A 17,759-nucleotide genomic window follows, 5' to 3' on the forward strand; every position below is an offset into this window, starting at 1 on the left:
GTTATCCTCCGCGCCCATGGCCCCTACGCTTCGCTGTCCTGGCGTCGTCCTGGTGTGGCTGTTCGCGGTGGTGCTGTCCTTCGGTCCGGTGGCGGAGGCCCGGACCACCCTGGTGAAAGGGGAAGGCGGCTGGAGCTTGCAGGTGGATGGCCGCCCCTACGTCGCCAAGGGGGTGACCTTCAGCGGCAGCGCGGGTTCGGCTGCGTACGAGCAGGACTGCGCGCGGCTCGCGGCGCTCGGCGTCAATACTTTGAGGACCTGGGGAGTGGGGCCGCAGACGCAGGCCCTGCTGGACGCGGCGCACAAGCACGGGCTCAAGGTGCTCGTCGGGCTGTGGATGCGGCATGGCCAGCCCGGCGCGGAGGACGACGACTCGTTCGACTATCTCACCGACACGGCGGGCATGAAGAAGCAGCGCGAGGACACGCTGGAGAGCGTGCGGCGCTACAAGGACCACCCGGCGGTGCTCGCGTGGGGCGTGGGCAACGAGGTCATCCTCAACAGCCCCAACGACGCGGCGAAGGAGGCCTACGCCCGCTTCCTGGAGGGCGTGGTCCGGGACATCAAGAAGGTGGACGACGCGCACCCCGTCATCTCGGTGGATGCGTGGGTGCTCGCGGTGAAGTGGTGGGAGAAGCTCGTCCCGTCGCTGGATGCCTACGGCCTCAATGTCTATGGACGAGGGCTCCAGGCGCTGCCGGAGGCGCTGCGCGAGGAGGGCGCCACCAAGCCCTGGCTCATCACCGAGTTCGGCGCGCAGGGTGAGTGGGATGCGCCCAAGGATGAGCGGGGCGTCCCGCGCGAGCCCGATGACCGGGAGAAGTACGCCGTCATCGTCGACGCGTGGAACACGCTGCTCGCGCCCCACGTGCGCACCGGTGACTGCCTGGGGCTCTTCGTCTTCAACTTCAGCTCCACGTTCGACCACACCAGCCTGTGGCTCGGCATGCTGTCGGGCAAGTCGACGCGGCCCGCGTGGCACGCCGTGCGCGAGGCGTACACCGGGCAGAAGCCGCAGACGCCCCTGCCGGAGGTGGGCGCGCTCGTCGTCCAGGGCGTGAAGAAGGAGACCTCGGGCACCTGGGCGGACGTGGCCTTCGAGGTGAAGGACCCCCAGGGCCGGCCGCTGGACATCTCCTTCGCGTACAACTTCCGGGGCGCGGCCACCCGCTTCGAGCGCGGGGAGGTCATCCGCCTGCGCGCCACGCCCGCGGCCACTCCGGGCTCGTGGCGCGTGAAGCTCCCCGCGGTGAAGGGACCCATCAAGCTGTACGGGCTGGCGAAGGACGCCTCCGGCAACCTGATGACGGCCACCACCTCCGTGCTCACTTCCTCTGCGCCATGAGCCGTTCCGCCGTGTCGTGGAAAGGCAGAGCGAATTGTATCTTCGAAGGAATACTGTAATTATCTGATTTCTGAGATTTTAAGGTCTGGGTGGTTGGAGCACGTAGTAGGGTCGGCGCGGCATGCGTCCCGAATCGTCTTCGCGCTCCACCTCCTCGGGCCGGCTGTCGCGCCATCGCGTGGTCGCCGTGCTCGTGGGTGGGCTGTTGCTGGTGTTGGTCGTGGGGGTGGTGACCTTCTGGCGCGGAAGTCTTGCGCCCTCGAATCCGGTGTCGGGTGTTGGCGTCGCGCCTGACGGGGGTGCCCTGCTTCGGGGTGCTCGCGCGGGTGGGCGGGCCCTGGTGGCGGCTCAAGAGGAGGAGGCCGTCGAGGCGGCGCCCCGGTACGACGCCACCACCTGCTGGCGGGAGCTGGAGCGCTTCAACGACGGTGTGAGCGTGGAGACGTTCCGCGAGTGGGCGGCGCCGCTGCTCGCGTCGAGAGACCCGCTGGTCCGGATGTACCTCAAGGAGCGGCTGACGGAGCTCATCGGCGGAGACGCGAGCAAGGCGCGCGAGGTGTTGGAGTGGACGCGCGAGGCGGGGCCGAAGGAGTTCAAGGTCTTCGCGATGGCGTTGAAGGACTCGGACGCGGTGCACCTGCCGGAGGTGTCCCGACGCATCCTGGAGCTGGGGCTGGACGTGGAGCTGTCGCCCGAGCGGCGCGCGGGGGTGTTGTCCGCGTTGGACACGCAGAAGCAGCTCTCCCCCGACGCGCTGTCGAAGCTCTCGGACTTCGCCAAGGACCCGGCCTCGGGTGAGGCGGGGTGGGCGGCGGCGCGGACCATCGCCCGGGTGATGAAAAACGACTACGAGCGCACGGCGAACGCGGCGCCCTACCTGGACTCGCTGTTGACCATCGGCACGCAGTCGCTCGACGAGCACGTGCGCTACATGGCGCTCTCCACGCCGATGGAGACGGCGCCGGTGCTGGATGCGCACGCCACGGACGGCTACGCGAAGGTGCTCACCACCGAGGGCAGCCCCGACGCGCGCGGCGCCGCGGCGCACAACCTGGCCCTGTCCGAGGACCGGACGAAGGTGCTGGACACCTTCACGCGCGCCTTCGAGCCGGAGCAGGACGTGTGCGTGAGATGGGCGTTGTTCCGCTTCTCCGCGCGCGCCGCGGGACAGGAGGCGCTGCCCGTCATGGCGAAGATGGCGCTCATCGACCCGCGCTTCCAGCCGCTGTACCAGGACTTCGAGCGCATCTACGCCAGCGGCGTCGTGGACTTCGAGCGCGTGTGGAACGCGCTGGCGGACCAGGACCCCCTCGGCTGTCTCCATCACGACTGAGCTCTCCATGACGCGCACCTCGCCTGCTCTCCGGGCCCTTGGCCTGCTGGCCCTGTCGTCGCTCCTGCTGTCCCTCCCGGCCCCGGCCGCGCCGCCCCCCGAGCTCCAGCCGGAGACGTGCTCGGTGGAGGGGCTGATGGACTCCATCCGTCGAGGGCTCCAGTCGAAGTCGCCCGCGTATCGGCGCTACCTGCGCGAGCTGTTGAAGGAGTCCGCCGTCACGCTGCCCGAGGCGCAGCTGCGCGCGGCCTTCGAGCGCGAGACGGAGCCCGTCATGGTGGAGCACCTGGCGGCGGCCCTGGCGGCGAAGACGGACCGGGGCGAGAGTCCGGGCACGCTCCAGCTCGTGGCGAAGCGCGCGCTCGGGGACGCGGACCCGGCGGTGCGAGCGGCCGCCACGCGCGCGCTGCGGCGCACGAGCGCGGAGGAGCACACCGGGGACATGTACTCGCGGCTGGTGCGGGACGCCTCGCCCCAGGTCCGCGAGGAGGCCGCCACGAACCTCATCGAGGACAACCAGTTCGTCTACGCGGGCATGCACGGGCCGTCGTCGGACCTGGCGGTGGCGGCGGCCGCGGCGTCCCATGACGCGAAGGTGACGGCGAGAATCCTGGGCAACATCTCCACCGCGGCCATCGGCGCGGGCTCCGCCGGGGCGCTGCACACGCTGCTGGGTAGCGATGACGCGCAGGTGCGCGCGTCGGCGGCGACGGCGCTGGGTGGGGTGCCCGCGTCGGAGATGGCGCGCGCGCGTCAGACGCTCGGCGCGCTGTATCGCGCCGAACAGGACGTGGGGGTGCGGACGGCCATCCTCCAGAGCCTCGCGCGGCTGGGGTTCCAGGGCGCGGTGCCGGAGCTTCGGGCGCTGCGCAGTGTCGACCCTCGGCTGGTGGCGGAGGTCGACGCCTGGATTGGCGCGTTGAGTACCGGTCTTCAGGAGTGGAGCCTGCTCCTGAGGGAGAAGCAGCGGTTGCGTCAGGCTCGCTGAGCAGCAGTCCTTCTGGGGGCCGCACAGTCGGCCCGAAAGGAACAACGATGCGTAGCTCCAAGTCGCGCCTGATGGCGCTGGCGGCCCTGGTCTCACTTCCCACGGCCGCGCTCGCGTACACCGCCGTGGCGCCCTATCCGAGCACCGTGACGGCCACCACGTACTACTCGAGCGGCACGTACCACGGCGCCGTGGACGTGGCGAACTCGCGCTGCAACTACTGGGGGGCCCAGACGGGCGTGTCCGCCACCGTCTACTGGAACGTGACGGTGCGCACCTCGGGCGTGGTGTGCAACGGCAACGGCAGCGGCAACCAGAACGAGGCGAAGCTCAACCTCGGCAGCGGTTGGTCCTTCCGTCAGTGGCATTGGATCAAGACCAGTGACTCGTATGACCGCACGTGCAACCGCTGCCAGGTCGGCAACCTGGGCGGCACGGGCAACGCCACCGGTCCCCACTCCCACTTCCAGAAGGACCAGTACGGCACCAAGAACACGTCCTGGTACTCCTCGTACACGTCGAAGGGCGAGGCCTTGGACCGTGGTGAGCTGATGGGCTACATCTAACCGAAGCCCCGCACCGGCCAGGGAAGCGGGGCGTCGTGTTCCTCCTCCCTGGCCCGGTGCCCCTGCGTCAACTTGACGCGCTCGCGGACGGGGGGCTTACGGGTTACAAGGAGGCGTGTTCCGCCCGCCCTCCGACTCGCAGGCGGCCCCGCGTGGCTCGCCGGCGTCGAGACAACCTCCGCCTCGCTCCGCGTTCCACCGCTCCGCGCAGGACATGGTGGACCTGCTGTCGTCCAGCGCGATTGCGCTGCGGTGGCTCGCGCGCCTGCGCTGGCACGCGGTGGCGGGCACGGGGCTCACCATCATCGTGGCCGTGCGGGTGCTGATGCTCGACCTGCCGGTGGTGCCGCTGCTCGCGCTGGTGGCGACGACGGGCGTGTCCAACCTGCTCCTGACGCTGTGGCTGCGCCGGGGGCCGGTGGTGAAGACGCACCACCTGGGCGGCGTGCTCGCGTTCGACACGATGCTGCTGACGGCGATGCTCGCGCTCTCCGGGGGGCCGGACAACCCGTTCGCCATGCTGTACCTGGTGCACGTGTCGCTGGCGGCGCTCGTGCTGGGGCGGCGCTGGATTGTCTGCCTGTGCATGCTGTCCGTGCTGGGGCCCATGGTGCTGATGCAATGGCACGTGCCGCTGGTCGAGGTGGCGCATGTGGCCAGCCCCATGCCGCCGCACTCTCGCCATGTGCTGGGGCTGTGGGTCGCCTTCGCGCTGACGGTGATGCTCATCGCGCTGATGGTGGCGCGGGTGTCGGCGGCGCTCCGGGACAGACAGGAGGCGCTGGTGCGCGCCCAGTTGCTCGCGGCGCGGGCGGAGAAGCTGGCCTCGCTGAGCACCCTGGCGGCGGGCGCCGCGCACGAGCTGGGCTCCCCGTTGGGCACCATCGCCATCGCGGCGAACGAGCTGGAGGCGCTCATCCAGGAGGAGCCGAACGAGGCGCTCGAGGACGCCAGGCTCATCCGCGACCAGGTGGAGCGCTGCCGGGACATCCTGGAGCGCATGAGCGCGCGCGCGGGGCAGACCTACGGCGAGGTGCCCGAGCGCACCACGACGGGCGCGGTGCTCGGGCTGCTGCGCGAGCAGCTTTCGGCCGGGGAGCTCTCGCGGCTGCGCTTCACGCAAGGGCCCGACGTGTCGCTCTTCTTCCCCACGCGCGGGCTGGTGCAGGTGCTGGCCAACCTGGTGCGCAACGCGCTGCACGCGAGCGAGGCGTCGCAGGCGCCCGTCACGTTGAGCGTGCACGGCGACGCGGAGGGCACCGCCTTCGTGGTGGAGGACCTGGGCACGGGCATCCCCCGCGAGGTGCTGGAGCGCGTGGGCGAGCCGTTCTTCACCACCAAGCCGGCGGGGCAGGGCATGGGGCTGGGGCTGTTCCTGGGGCAGACGTTCGCGGAGCTGTGCGGCGGACGACTGGAGCTGGACACGGAAGAGGGGCGGGGCACACGCGCCACGCTCGTGCTGCCGTGCCGGAGGGAGCCTGTCCATGCAGCGGCCTGAGACCTCCGCGGTGGTGCTCGTCATCGACGACGACGAGCCCTATCGCGAGCGACTGGTGCGCGCCTTCGGGCGCAAGGGCTTCACCGCGCACGGCGTGGGCAGCGCGAAGGAGGCGCTCGAGCTGGCGCCGTCGGTGCGTCCCGGCTATGCCGTCATCGACCTGAAGCTGCCGGATGGCTCGGGGCTCGACCTGGTGCGCGAGCTCAAGGCGCTGGATGCGCGCACGACGATGGTGGTCCTCACCGGCTACGGGAGCATCGCCACGGCGGTGGAGGCCGTGCGCCGTGGGGCCACGCACTACCTCTCCAAGCCCGTGGACGTGGACGACATCCTGCTGGCCTTCGCGGGCGCCACGCTGCCCGCCGGAGAGGCCGCTGCCCTGGAACACCAGGTGCCCTCGCTGGCGCGCGCGGAGTGGGAGCACATCCAGCGGGTGCTCGCGGACTGTGGCGGGAACATCTCCCAGGCCGCCCGCCTGCTGCGCATCCAACGCCGCAGCCTCCAGCGCAAGCTGTCCAAGCACCCCGTGCGGCAGTGAGGCGGGGCGACGCGGCCGGCCCCTTCGTTGGTGCTGTCCACGCACCCTGTGCGGCAGCCGGCGGGCGACGCGGGGTGCGTCACCAAGACGCACGATGCGGCCCGCGCCCTTCGTTAGTGTGGCGGCGTGCGAATCGTCTGCCTCGTCGTCCTCGTCCTCCTCGCTCCAGGGTGTGAGCGTCGCTCCTCACGCGGGAGCGCCGGCTGGAAGGCGGTGGACGGCGGCATCGTCTGCGAGGGCGGAGGGCTGCAGCACCTGGCCTGCACGGGCCTGTACGGCGAGGGTGGCAAGGGCTGGGAGAGGCGCGCGGTGGCCGCCGGGATTCGCGCCTTCGAGCCTGGGCTCCAGCTCTGGAGCGACGGCCTGGAGAAGTCGCGCTTCATCCAACTGCCGCCTGGCACCCGCATCGACACGTCGCGCCCGGACGAGTGGCGCTTTCCTCCCGGCACGAAGCTCTGGAAGGAGTTCCGCTGGAAGGGGAAGCCCATCGAGACGCGGCTCTTGTGGAAGAAGCCCGAGGGCAAGTGGCTGCGGACGACGTACCGGTGGAGCGACGATGGCCAGCAGGCCACCGAGCTCACCGACGGCGAGAAGAACGTGCCGGGGACCCCGGGCCATGAAATCCCGAGCCAGGTGGACTGCCTGACGTGCCATGGCGGGCGCGAGGACGAGGTGCTCGGCTTCGAGGCCGTGGCGCTCGGGCACGAGGCGGCGCGGGGACTGACGCTGGCGAAGCTGGTGGAGGAGGGCCTGCTCACCCATCCCCCCGAGCCTCCGCCGCGAATCCCGGGGAGCGAGGTGGACCGCGCGGCGCTGGGCTACCTGCACATGAACTGCGGCGTGTCCTGTCACAACACCAACCCGCTGGCGCTGGGCGGAGGTGGCGGGCTGCTGTTGCGCCTGGAGGCCGCGGAGCTGGGCTCGGTGCACCTGACGGATGCGTGGAAGACGGCGGTGGGCGTGCGCTCCATCTTCCGCACCACGGGCCTGTTCGGAGACGCCGTGCCTCGCATCGCGCCGGGGGACGTGAAGCGCAGCACCTTGTTCCACCGCATGAGCGCTCGCGGACTTCCCGTCCAGATGCCTCCCATCGGCACCCATGTGGTGGACGAGCAGGGGCTCGGGCTGCTCCAGCGCTGGATTGAGTCCATGCCCGCCATGGCGGAGAGGTGAGCGTGAGCGCGTACCCGGTGGTGCTCTTGCTTCATTCGTGGGTGCGCTGGGCGGTGGTGCTGCTGGGCGTGCTCGCGCTGGGCAGGGCGCTGTGGGGCTGGCGCGGGGGGCGCGCGTGGACGCCCGGGGACCGGCGGCTCCAGGTGTTCTGCGTGTCCGCCTTCGACACGCAGATGCTGTTGGGAATGGTGCTCTATTCGGGCCTGAGCCCGTTCACGCCCTTCTCGCTGCAAGGCGGTCTGCGCGAGAGCCTGTCCCACCCGACGCTGCGCTTCTTCGGCATCGAACACCCGACCCTGATGCTGCTGGCGTTGGTCGCCGCGCACATGGGGTCCGCGTTGAGCCAGCGCGCGGAAGTGCCGGTGACGCGGCACCGTGCCTGGGCCCTGGGGCTGCTCGTCGCGATGGGGCTGGTCGCGTGCGCCATCCCGTGGGCCGGGTTGTCCCAGGGTCGTCCCCTGTTTCGAGGTTTCTGAGGTCCTCGCCCATGTATGACTTCCTCTGGATGATGTTCGTGGTGGCTCCCTCGGTGCCCCGGGCGCCGAGCCTCAAGCGAGCGCCGAGGGCCGTGCTGTCGGAGCGGACCCGGAAGGGGCCTGGCGAGGCGCCTCCCACGCCTCCAGCACGGCGCGCGCGACGCCCTGTGGGCAAGACGCGTCGACCTCGCGACCCCGCCACACGGTGAAGCGGGAAAGGGGCGTGTGACTCCCACCTCCACGTTCAGTGGCGGGAGTCCGTGGAACATTCGGCTTGAGCAGGGGGGCGACATGCCAGAACCTTGTCGCGATGAAGCTCGCCCTTCCGGTCATGGCCTCCGTGTTCTTCCTCGCGGGCGCCGGAGGATGTCGGCGTCAGCCCGATACCGAGGCTGCGCAGTGGGAGCCGCTTCCGCGGGTCGACGCCCGCGAGCTGCGCTCCCTGGACATGTTCCAGCGCATCGAGGACCCGAAGCAGCGCTCCCGGGCGCTGTTCCTCGAAGCCAGTCGCGTGCTCCTGCATCCGCGCTGCGCGAACTGCCATCCGGATGGGGACAGCCCCTTCCAGGAGATGGGCTTCAAGCCGCATGACCCGCCCGTGACGCGAGGCCCCGAGGGCTTCGGCGTCGTGGGCATGGAGTGCGCGGGCTGTCACCAGGACCGCAACCAGGCGCTGACGCGCGTGCCGGGGGCGCCGAACTGGCACCTGGCGCCGCTGTCCATGGCCTGGGTGGGCAAGAGCCCCCGGCAGGTGTGCGAGCAGCTCAAGGACCCCGCGAGGAACGGAGGCAAGACGTTGGCGCAAATCGTCGAGCACAACGCGCATGACGAGCTGGTGGCGTGGGGTTGGACGCCGGGCTCCGGGCGGGAGCCCGCGCCGGGCACCCAGGAACAGTTCGGCGCGCTGGTGGGCGCGTGGGTGGAGACGGGCGCGGAGTGCCCCAGCGAGGAGGCGCGGCCATGAGCATTCGCGTGAAGGTCAACGGCGTGGACCAGGTGCTGGACGTGGACCCGGAGATGCCGCTGTTGTGGGCGCTGCGCGACGTGCTCGGGCTGACCGGGACGAAGTACGGCTGCGGCGAGGCGCTGTGCGGCGCGTGCAGCGTGCACCTGGACGGGCAGGTGGTGCGCGCGTGCGTGACGCCCATCCGCCGCGCGGACGGACGCAGCGTCACCACCATCGAGGGTTTGTCGCCGGACGGCAGCCATCCGCTCCAGCGCGCGTGGGTGGAGCTGGGCGTGCCGCAGTGCGGGTTCTGCCAGTCGGGACAGCTGATGTGCGCGGCGGCGCTGCTGGTGAAGAAGCCGCGGCCGACGGACCAGGACATCGACCAGTCGCTCGCGGGCAACCTCTGCCGCTGTGGGACGTACACGCGCATCCGCGCGGCCGTGAAGAAGGCCGCGGGCACGCCCGACGCGAAGTGACGAGGACGCGATGAGCCAACAGCCTGAGTTGATTTCCCGGCGCTCCTTCCTCGAAGGGCTCAACCTCTCGGTGGGAGGGCTGGCGCTGGGCGTGGTGCCCACCGTGACGCTGGCGGGCGCGGCCCCGGGCGCGAAGGGCAAGCCCGCGGAGCTCAAGCCCAACGTCTTCGTGCACATCGCCTCGGATGGGCAGGTCACCATCGTCTGCCACCGCTCGGAGATGGGGCAGGGCATCCGCAGCTCGATGCCGGTGGTGGTGGCGGACGAGCTGGGCGCGGACATGGCGCGGGTGAAGGTGGTGCAGGCCGTGGGTGACGCCGTGTACGGCGACCAGAACACGGATGGCTCCAGCAGCATCCGGGGCGTGTACCAGTCGCTGCGCCGCACGGGCGCCACGGCGCGGGAGATGCTGGTGGCCGCGGCGGCGCGTCGCTGGAAGGTGCCGGCCTCGGACTGCGAGGCGAGGGAGCACGCGGTGTTCCACAAGCGGAGCTCCCGCTCGCTGGGCTTCGGGGAGCTGGTGGCGGACGCGGCGAAGCTGCCGGTGCCCAAGGCGGAGTCGGTGGCGCTGCGGCCCTCGTCGGAGCTGCGCTACGTGGGCAAGGAGCTGCCGCTGTTGGATGGGCCGGCCTATGTCACGGGCACGGCCGTCTTCGGCGCGGACGTGAAGCTGCCGGGCATGCTCATCGCGGTGGTGGCGCGGCCTCCCGTCGTCGGTGGGAAGGTGGTGCGCTTCGACGCGGCGAAGGCGCTCGCGATTCCGGGCGTGAAGCAGGTGCTGGAGCTGCCCGTGCCCAAGCGGCCCTATGTCTTCCAGGGCTGGGGCGGGGTGGCGGTGCTGGCGGAGAACACGTGGGCGGCGATGCGGGGCCGCGCGGCGCTGGACATCACCTGGGAGGACGGTCCCAACGCCGAATATGACTCGGTGAAGTATCGCGAGGCGCTGCTGGAGTCGGTGCGGGTGCCGGGCAAGCCTGCGCGCACGGTGGGGGACGTGGACAAGGCGCTCGCGAGCGCCGCGCGGGTGGTGGAGGCGGAGTACTACGCGCCGCACCTGTCGCACGCGCCCATGGAGCCGCCGGTGGCGCTGGCGCGGGTGGCGAATGGGGTCTGTGAGGTGTGGGCGCCTTCGCAGCATCCGCAGGCGGCGCGCACCGAGGCGGCGCAGGCGTCGGGGCTTCCCGAGGACAAGGTGACGGTGAACGTCACGCTGCTGGGCGGTGGCTTCGGGCGCAAGTCGAAGGCGGACTTCGTCGCGGAGGCGGTGCACCTGGCGAAGATGGCGGGCGTGCCGGTGCGCGTGCAGTGGACGCGCGAGGACGACATCCGCCATGACTACTACCACTCGGCCAGCGCGCAGCGGCTGAGCTGTGGATTGGACGCGGCGGGCAAGCCCACGGCGTGGCTGCATCGCACGTCCTTCCCGGCCATCCGCTCCACGTTCTCCGAGGACGTGACGGGGCCGGTGGCGAGGGACTTGAACCAGGGCGTGCTGGACCTGGCGCTGGCGATTCCGAACGTGCGAGCGGAGATGGGCGAGGCGCTGGCGAAGGTGCGCATCGGCTGGCTGCGCTCGGTGAACAACATCTTCCACGGCTTCGCGGTGGGCTCGTTCATGGACGAGCTGGCGCATGCGCGGGGGATGGACCCGCGGGAGAACCTGCTGGAGGTGATTGGGCCTCCGCGGCTCGTGTCCGTGGCGGAGCTGGGCGTCAGCGCGCTGCCGAACTACGGCGCGCCGGTGGAGGCTCATCCGGTGAACGCGGCGCGGCTGCGCGGGGTCATCGAGCGCGTCACGGCGATGTCGGGCTGGAGCGAGCGGGAGAAGAACGGCCGCACGCTGGGGCTCGCCGCGCACCGCAGCTTCCTGAGCTACGTGGGCGTGGTGGTGTCGATGAAGAAGGACGCGGCGGGACGGGCGCGCGTGGACGAGGCGTGGGTGGCGGTGGACGCGGGGCTGGTGGTGAACCCGGACCGCGTCCGCTCGCAGATGGAGGGCTCCGTCATCTTCGGCATGAGCCTGGCGTTCTACGGCGCCATCACGATGAAGGGCGGCGCGACGGAGCAGTCGAACTTCCGCGACTACAAGCTGGTGCGCATGGCCGAGGCGCCCCGGGCCATCCACGTGGACATCATCCAGAGCGACGCGCCCCCGGGTGGCGTGGGCGAGCCGGGCGTGCCGCCGGTGGCCCCCGCCATCGCCAATGCGCTCTTCGCCCTCACGGGCACGCGCGTGAGGGATCTGCCCATCGTTCGGACGGTTCCCGTCTGACTCCAGGCGGCTTACGTCAGCGGGCTGAAGGATTTCCTCATGGAGTGAGTGGCTCAGCAGGCGCCTGGTAGGCTCTTGCGTGTGAAGACGGTGGCGCTCGGACAGAGACGTGGGCCCCCTCCGACACGGTCGCTCCACGCCGCTCATGTGGACGACGTTGGTGAAGTTCCACCTGAGGTCTTGCCTTGGAGACGCTGTGACGAACCGAATGACGCTGTTGATGGGAGTCATGGCGGTACTGGCCGGGGCATGTAAGGAGTCCTGTCGTGGCCACCGTGGCTAAGCGTGCGCGAGAGAAGTGGTTTTCGGCCCACATCGTCTTGGTGATCGTCCCGAAGGCGCGTGCCAGACGGGCGGCCGTGGATGTCTGGGAGAATATCGTCCTCATCAAGGCGGTGAACGCGGCCGCAGCCAGACGAAAGGCAGCCAGTATTGGTCGGCTTCACGTTCGACGAAGCAAGATAGATGCTGATATTGAGTTTCGCGGCGTTCGAGCCGTTGTTGACGTGCTGCCCTCGCTTACCGGCAAAGCCGAATGGAATGAGATTCTTGAAAGCGGCGCGGAGGTCTCTTGCAACAAGCTGCAGTTTGCTTCAGCGACAGAGTTCTCGAGATTCATGAAGATGTTGAAGGCCAAGGCTGAGCTGTCTTGGTAGGAAATCGGCCGCCGTCCCGAGGGCCCCCCTCACCTCGCGAGGTGAACAGCATTCGTCCACTTGGTCGCCGCGGACGACGACACTGGCGCTCGGGCAGGGAAACGGGCCGCGAGCACGCCGTGTTCCGCGAAGCCTTCGGTCGTAGCTGACTCAGGTGAGGGAGTGCCTCAAATCCTCCCCTCCACAGCCGAGCAGCGTCAGGGTGACGAGCAGCGACAGTCCTCCGAGAAGTCCTCGCATGCTTTCTCCGATTCGCGTGAAACCCTCGGTGTGGTTCGTGGTGGCGGGTGAAGGCAGACACCTCCTGGTGAAGTGTCAGGTAGTCGATGGTTGGGGTGGGGCGTCCAGATTGCTCGTCAGGGGTTCGAACGCGCGGGATAGGCTTGGGGGGTTGGCGGATGCGCGGTCCCTGGAGGTGGCATGAAGGCGTTTGTCATTCGTGGCTTGCTGGCTGTGTCGATGCTCGCGGGGTGTGGCGGTGGCATGGAGCCGGCCGACGAGACCGAGGCGTCGTCGAGTTCCCTGGACCCGCTGCCCGCGTGCGAGGAGGTTCAGGGATTGTCCTGTCGTCTCAACGTGCTGGAGTGTGTGTGGCAGTCGACGGGCCAGTTGGGCATCTGCGGCTGTCGGCAGACCCCCGCAGGCCCCCGGCTCAACTGTCGTTGAAGCGCAAGGCTCGCGCCGTTCAGTGAATCGACGGCGGCGAGGTGGGCTCGGGCCCGGTGAGCGGCAGCTCGACGATGAGCGTGGCGCCGTGGCCCCGCCGGCTCTCCGCGCGGATGGTGCCCTGGTGTGCCTCTACAATCCGGCGGCTGATGAAGAGGCCCAACCCCAGTCCCCCGTAGTTGCGCGCGGGGACGGCGCGGCCGAACTTCTCGAAGATGCGCTCCAGGTCCTCGGACGCGATGCCGATGCCCTCGTCGCTCACCAGGATTCGTCCCCGCCCCGCGCGCTCCTCCACCCGGATGCGCACGGGCCTTCCCGGCCCGTACTTGATGGCGTTGGACACCAGCCCCCGCACCACCTGCTCCAATCTGCGCGCATCCCACCGTCCCACCACCGCCACCGGCGCCTCGACCTCGAGCACGCTGTCCGCCTGCGCCGCCTGCGCCCGGAGCTGCTCCGCCACCTCGCGCGCCACCGCGGACAGGTCCACCCGCCCCAGCTCCAACGGCAAGGGCGAGCCCGCGAGCTGCGTCACGTCCAGCAAATCATTGATGAGCGCGGCCAGCTTGCGCACCTGCAGCGACGTGCTCTCCGCCGCCCGCATCACGCTCTGCCGCAGGTGCTCCTCGGACGTGGAGGAGCCAGCCTCGCGCGCGAGCCCCTGGAGCTTGATTTGAAGCGGCGTCAGCGGCGTCTTGAGCTCGTGCGAGGCCACCGTGAGGAACTCGTCGCGCAGGCGCACCGCCTCCTGGAGCCGCACCTCCGTGTCCTTCAGCCGCGTCACGTCCTGGAGCGCCAGCACCACCGTCGCCGGATGGCCGTGCATCGCGGGCAACAGCTCGGAGTCCACCAGGATGTCGCGCACCTGTCCTGAGGCGACCCGCCAGCGCATGGGCTCCCGTCGCAGCGTCTCACCCCGCGCCGCGCGTGCTCCCGGCATGCGCTCGTTGGGCAGCGTGGCGTCGTGCTCGTCGATGACGTTGTAGACGGTGCCGTAGTGCTCCACCGGCACGCCGAGCGCGAGCTCTCCGCCCGCGAGCTGATGGGCCGCCTGGTTGGCGAAGAGCACCTTCCCCGTACCCGGCTCCATCATGAGCAGGGCAATCGGCGTCAGGTGCAGCAGCGACTCCAGCCACTTCTGCTGGCTCGCCTGGTGCGCGGCCAGCTCCTCGGCCTGATAGCGCGCCCGGACCTGGTCCGTCACGTCCAGCGAGAACGACAGCACCGAGTCCACCTCGCCCCGCGCGTCCCGCAGCGGCTGGTAGACGATGTTGAAGTAGTGCTGCTCCAGCCCCTTGTCGTTCAGGTTCAACAGCTGCGGCATCTCCGTGAGCTTCATCGGGCGCCCCGACGCGAAGACCTCGTCGATGGCCAGCGAGTACGCCTGTCCCTGCTCGCTCTCCCGCGCGAGGTCCCTCAGGGACGTGCCCACCAGCTCCGCGTTCTGTGACTGCCGCTGGAAGTTCGGGTTGACCAGCGTGAAGGTCTGCTCCGGCCCGGAGAGGATGGCGATGGACGCGGGCGCGTTCATCAACACGTCGTAGAGCCGCGCGCGCTGGGTCTCCACCTCGGCCTCCGTGCGCTTGCGGTCCGTGATGTCGTGGATGAGCACCACGCAGCCCTGGATGCGGCCGCGCGCGTCCTCGCTGGGCACGAAGGTGGCCTGGACATGGATCTGCCGGCCGTCGCGCAGGCTGAGCGCCGTCTCGTGGGCCACGTGCTCTCCCGACAAGGCGCGGCGCACCCAGGCCTTGAAGACGGGATAGAGCAGCTCCCCGCCCACCTCGCGCAGCGTCCTGCCCACCACGCTGCTGGGCTTCACGCCGAACCAGGTCTCGAAGGCGCGGTTGCAGAACAGGTAGCGCTCCTCCGGGTCCAGGTAGGCCACCAGTGCGGGCAGCGCGTCGGTGATGGTGCGCAGCTGGTGCTCCCGCTGGCGCGCCTGCATCCGGCTTTGCTCCAGCGCCCGCTGCGCCTGGGCCTGCTCCGTCACGTCCCGCTGCGTCCCCCACACCCGCACGAGCCAGCCGTCCTCCACCACGCCCACGAAGTTGGACAGCCGCACCCGCTCCAGGCCCTTCCTGTCCCGCTGGCGCGTCTCCAGGTCCTGCACCCGGAAGCCCTTCTGGACGAAGGCGCGGATGGCGTCGGCCGAGCCCCCCGCGCGCTGGATGAGCTCGCGCAGCGACACGCCCTCCAGCTCGCGAGCGGAGTCGAAGCCGCTCATCCGCGCCATCACCTCGTTGCTCTCCGCGATGTGGCCCGTGCGGATGATGGCGTCGACCAGCGCGTCCTCCGGCTGGCGCGTGTCCAGCGGCGCGTCGAACTCCATGCGCCAGATGCCCTCCGTGCTCTGGGCCAGGAAGGTCCGGTAGCGCTCGTCACTCGCCTCGAGCGCGCGAGTCGTCTGCCGCAGCTCCTGCTCCGCCTGCTTGCGCTCGCTGACGTCCTCGGCCGTGGACATCCACTCGCGCACCAGGCCGTCGTCGTCGAACACCGGCACGCCCCGGAGGATGACGTCCCGCCACGTCCCGTCGCGGTGCTGCAGGCGCACCTCCCCGCGGTACGGCTCGCTTGTCTTCAAGGCGGAGCGCCACTCCGCCACGAAGCGCCCGCGGTCCCCGGGGTGGATGGCGTCGAGCCAGCCGAGCCCCAGGTGGGCACCCCGCGACTGTCCGGTGAAGGCCATCCAGCGGGGAGCCGCCTCGGTCAGCTCCCCCTGCGCATCCGTGGTCCACACCGGCTGGGCCGTGGCTTCCACGAGCGAGCGGAAGCGCTCCTGATTCAGCCGGTTGGCCTGCTGCGCGAGCTTGTGCTCCGTCGTCTCCACGACGGTGATGCCCACGCCCTGCATCGCGCCCCCCGCGTCTCGCACGGGGAAGTAGTTGACGACGAAGCTGCGGGGGACGCCGAGCGCCTTGGCCGTGGCGCCGACAATCTCCAGGTTGCGCACCGGCTGCCCGTGCTCCAGCACCTGTCGGTAGTGCGGCTCGATGACGGGCCACAGGTCCGGCACCACGTCGCGGACCTTGCGGCCCAGGTGCGCGTGGCGCGGCAGGCCGTTCATCTCCGCGAGCGCCTCGTTGATGTGGATGTAGCGCAGCTCCAGGTCGACGAAGGCCAGGCCCACGGGCGCCCCCGCGACCATCGTTTCGAGGAAGAAGCGGGACTGCTCCGGGGAGATACCCTCGATGGCCTCCTCGTCCGTCACGCTGGCGCCTGGTCCCCGCACACGGTGTTCCCCCAGCCGGCTCCACCCAGGATGAGTGGTGGGTGGGCCGTGCCCGTGCGCGCTTCCGGGCACACCCCACCCACCGCGAGTCTGTACATCCTCCCCGTCACCGGGGAGCTGCGGGCCCCCCAGGAGGCGAGCCCGCGGTCGTCGGGTGACAGTGGAGGACGCATGGCACCGGGGGGCGGGGGACTTGCGCCCGCCGGGCCGTCTGCCCTCAGGCGTGCGTCAGAGCTCGTGCCACGTCTGCTCGAAGACGATGACCTTGTACGACTGGGGGAAGAGCATGATGTAGAGGATGCGGTGGGTGTCTCCGTTGGGGCCGGTGGAGTACTCGCGGAAGTAGCGCTTCACCTGCACCGTCTCCGTCCCGTTGCCGTACGTCTCCAGGATGACGGGCAGCAGCGGGCGGAACTGGAACCACATGGAGCTGCTCGTCTCCGACAGGGAGAGCACCGCCGGCGCGGGGTCGCTGCGGTAGACCTGGTAGCGACCCTGGGCGAGCACCGCCTGGACGGCCTGGTCCAGCGTGGCCTGCCCGGTGAAGGTCCAGTAGTAGTCGAGCCGGCGCAGGGAGCCCGTCTCGTTCTCGAACCAGGCATTGCCCTGGTCGACCACGGACTGGAGGCGCTCGGTGATGGGCTGCTCGAGCCAGCTCAGCGTGAGGCCCGCGGGCGGCGCCGGCGGGTTGACGAGGCAGGTGCCGCCGACACACGAGGCCGCGAGGCGGAACTGCTTGTTCGCGGCGTTCACGAAGCCGACCACCGCCAGGTACTCGCCCGTCTTCGGCACCGTCACCAGCTCCACCTTGCTGAGCGTGCCGTAGCCCGAGTCGTCGTCCTGCGCGAGCGGCGTCACCCCGAAGCTCCCGTTGGCGTCCTTGGGGCCGTAGAGGAACAGGCCGGTGTCCAGGTACATGGAGCTGCCCAGGTGCGTGACTTCGAGCCGGAGCTGCGCGCCCGCGTTCGCCTGGACGGTGTAGCCGAAGTAGCCGGGCTGAGAGCCCGGGTAGCCGGCCACCGCGCCGCCCACGGGCAGCACACCCTGGTCCACGACGCTGTCCGCGATGTTCCCGCTGGGCGGTGTCGGCGGCGCGGACACGAGCCCCGCCTGGCCCTGCTCCAGCGGCGCGTCGTCGGAGGCGGGCGCCTGGGGCGCTCCACCACACGCGCTCAACAGGGCCGCCGGCAACGTCCACAGAATGGCTTGCTTCAGATTCCCACGCATCGTCTGGGCCTCCACGGGGTGAGGACGGCGCCACGGCTGGTGTCGCCGCCCTGGGATGGGCCGCCCGTGTGCCATCCCCTCGCGTGGAACTCAAGCGGACGCAGATAAAACACAGCAACGATTGTAGTCGGATGTACCGCGAGGTCCGTGGCGCCTTGCGGCTTGAAGCAGACGCGGGAGGTTGTGAATGCTGCGCGTCATGTCCTCACGTCAGAAGCCCTGGAGCGCGGCGTTGGTGTCGCTGGTCCTCGTGTCGTCGCAGCGGGTGGAGGCCGAGCCTCAGGCTCCTTCGGTGCGCGAGCGGGAGGTGATGTCGCTGACGGGGGCGGTGCTGGGGCCCACGCCGATGGTGGAGGACCTGCGC

The 17,759-nt window shown here is 70.2% G+C and carries 15 protein-coding genes; 13 read left to right on the plus strand and 2 right to left on the minus strand.

The features are described 5' to 3' along the window. Positions 1 to 16: 16 nt before the first annotated feature. The 13 genes from FL311_RS04270 (at position 17) to FL311_RS04330 (ending at position 12,936) form a co-directional block, all read left to right on the plus strand. Positions 17 to 1,345, plus strand: a complete 1,329-nt coding sequence (locus tag FL311_RS04270; RefSeq protein ID WP_141323637.1) for a glycoside hydrolase family 2 TIM barrel-domain containing protein — start codon at positions 17 to 19, stop codon at positions 1,343 to 1,345. A 121-nt stretch (positions 1,346 to 1,466) separates the two neighbouring features. Further along, positions 1,467 to 2,678, plus strand: coding sequence for a hypothetical protein (locus FL311_RS04275; protein WP_141323639.1), 1,212 nt, complete (start codon positions 1,467 to 1,469; stop codon positions 2,676 to 2,678). A gap of 7 nt (positions 2,679 to 2,685) precedes the next feature. Further along, positions 2,686 to 3,666: a HEAT repeat domain-containing protein gene (locus tag FL311_RS04280; RefSeq protein ID WP_141323641.1), complete on the plus strand. Its 981-nt coding sequence runs from the start codon at positions 2,686 to 2,688 to the stop codon at positions 3,664 to 3,666. Between the two features lie 47 nt (positions 3,667 to 3,713). Then, positions 3,714 to 4,232, plus strand: coding sequence for a hypothetical protein (locus FL311_RS04285; RefSeq protein ID WP_141323642.1), 519 nt, complete (start codon positions 3,714 to 3,716; stop codon positions 4,230 to 4,232). 115 nt (positions 4,233 to 4,347) lie between these two features. Further along, the gene (locus FL311_RS04290; protein ID WP_228556667.1) at positions 4,348 to 5,730 is read left to right on the plus strand and encodes an ATP-binding protein; all 1,383 of its coding nucleotides are present in this window, start codon (positions 4,348 to 4,350) and stop codon (positions 5,728 to 5,730) included. Then, positions 5,717 to 6,268, plus strand: a complete 552-nt coding sequence (locus FL311_RS04295; RefSeq protein ID WP_046714908.1) for a response regulator transcription factor — start codon at positions 5,717 to 5,719, stop codon at positions 6,266 to 6,268. Before FL311_RS04290 ends, FL311_RS04295 begins: the two co-directional genes overlap by 14 nt. Before the next feature lie 126 nt (positions 6,269 to 6,394). Then, positions 6,395 to 7,441 (plus strand): hypothetical protein, encoded by a 1,047-nt coding sequence (locus FL311_RS04300; protein ID WP_141323644.1) that lies wholly within the window; start codon positions 6,395 to 6,397, stop codon positions 7,439 to 7,441. A 2-nt stretch (positions 7,442 to 7,443) separates the two neighbouring features. Continuing rightward, positions 7,444 to 7,917 (plus strand): hypothetical protein, encoded by a 474-nt coding sequence (locus FL311_RS04305; RefSeq protein ID WP_194869050.1) that lies wholly within the window; start codon positions 7,444 to 7,446, stop codon positions 7,915 to 7,917. 310 nt (positions 7,918 to 8,227) lie between these two features. Next, positions 8,228 to 8,881 carry a hypothetical protein gene (locus tag FL311_RS04310; RefSeq protein WP_046714905.1) on the plus strand — a complete coding sequence of 218 codons (654 nt, stop codon included), beginning with the start codon at positions 8,228 to 8,230 and terminating at the stop codon, positions 8,879 to 8,881. After that, complete coding sequence (locus FL311_RS04315) at positions 8,878 to 9,342, plus strand: (2Fe-2S)-binding protein (RefSeq protein ID WP_141323646.1); 465 nt, start codon at positions 8,878 to 8,880, stop codon at positions 9,340 to 9,342. The genes FL311_RS04310 and FL311_RS04315 overlap by 4 nt, the downstream gene beginning before the upstream one ends. Before the next feature lie 10 nt (positions 9,343 to 9,352). Next, positions 9,353 to 11,614 carry a molybdopterin cofactor-binding domain-containing protein gene (locus FL311_RS04320; protein WP_141323648.1) on the plus strand — a complete coding sequence of 754 codons (2,262 nt, stop codon included), beginning with the start codon at positions 9,353 to 9,355 and terminating at the stop codon, positions 11,612 to 11,614. Positions 11,615 to 11,880: 266 nt separating this feature from the next. Further along, positions 11,881 to 12,270 (plus strand): hypothetical protein, encoded by a 390-nt coding sequence (locus FL311_RS04325; RefSeq protein ID WP_141323650.1) that lies wholly within the window; start codon positions 11,881 to 11,883, stop codon positions 12,268 to 12,270. A 420-nt stretch (positions 12,271 to 12,690) separates the two neighbouring features. Continuing rightward, positions 12,691 to 12,936 (plus strand): hypothetical protein, encoded by a 246-nt coding sequence (locus tag FL311_RS04330; RefSeq protein WP_141323651.1) that lies wholly within the window; start codon positions 12,691 to 12,693, stop codon positions 12,934 to 12,936. Positions 12,937 to 12,955: 19 nt separating this feature from the next. Here FL311_RS04330 and FL311_RS46065 read toward each other — a convergent pair whose 3' ends face one another. Further along, on the minus strand, positions 12,956 to 16,147 hold the full coding sequence (locus FL311_RS46065) for a PAS domain-containing protein (RefSeq protein ID WP_141323653.1): 3,192 nt from the start codon (positions 16,145 to 16,147) through the stop codon (positions 12,956 to 12,958). 249 nt (positions 16,148 to 16,396) lie between these two features. Continuing rightward, positions 16,397 to 17,395 carry a hypothetical protein gene (locus FL311_RS04340; protein ID WP_141323655.1) on the minus strand — a complete coding sequence of 333 codons (999 nt, stop codon included), beginning with the start codon at positions 17,393 to 17,395 and terminating at the stop codon, positions 16,397 to 16,399. Positions 17,396 to 17,759 lie beyond the last annotated feature (364 nt).

The sequence above is a fragment of the Myxococcus sp. AB025B genome, from assembly GCF_006518215.1.
GTDB classification, from domain to species: Bacteria; Myxococcota; Myxococcia; order Myxococcales; family Myxococcaceae; genus Myxococcus; species Myxococcus fulvus.

Bases quoted from the DNA above. Each gene is read 5' to 3' on its own strand.
- FL311_RS04270 (WP_141323637.1), top strand. From the start codon at position 17: ATGGCCCCTACGCTTCGCTGTCCTGGCGTCGTCCTGGTGTGGCTGTTC.
- FL311_RS04275 (WP_141323639.1), top strand. From the start codon at position 1,467: ATGCGTCCCGAATCGTCTTCGCGCTCCACCTCCTCGGGCCGGCTGTCG.
- FL311_RS04280 (WP_141323641.1), top strand. From the start codon at position 2,686: ATGACGCGCACCTCGCCTGCTCTCCGGGCCCTTGGCCTGCTGGCCCTG.
- FL311_RS04285 (WP_141323642.1), top strand. From the start codon at position 3,714: ATGCGTAGCTCCAAGTCGCGCCTGATGGCGCTGGCGGCCCTGGTCTCA.
- FL311_RS04295 (WP_046714908.1), top strand. From the start codon at position 5,717: ATGCAGCGGCCTGAGACCTCCGCGGTGGTGCTCGTCATCGACGACGAC.
- FL311_RS04310 (WP_046714905.1), top strand. From the start codon at position 8,228: ATGAAGCTCGCCCTTCCGGTCATGGCCTCCGTGTTCTTCCTCGCGGGC.
- FL311_RS04315 (WP_141323646.1), top strand. From the start codon at position 8,878: ATGAGCATTCGCGTGAAGGTCAACGGCGTGGACCAGGTGCTGGACGTG.
- FL311_RS04320 (WP_141323648.1), top strand. From the start codon at position 9,353: ATGAGCCAACAGCCTGAGTTGATTTCCCGGCGCTCCTTCCTCGAAGGG.
- FL311_RS04330 (WP_141323651.1), top strand. From the start codon at position 12,691: ATGAAGGCGTTTGTCATTCGTGGCTTGCTGGCTGTGTCGATGCTCGCG.
- FL311_RS04340 (WP_141323655.1), bottom strand. From the start codon at position 17,395: ATGCGTGGGAATCTGAAGCAAGCCATTCTGTGGACGTTGCCGGCGGCC.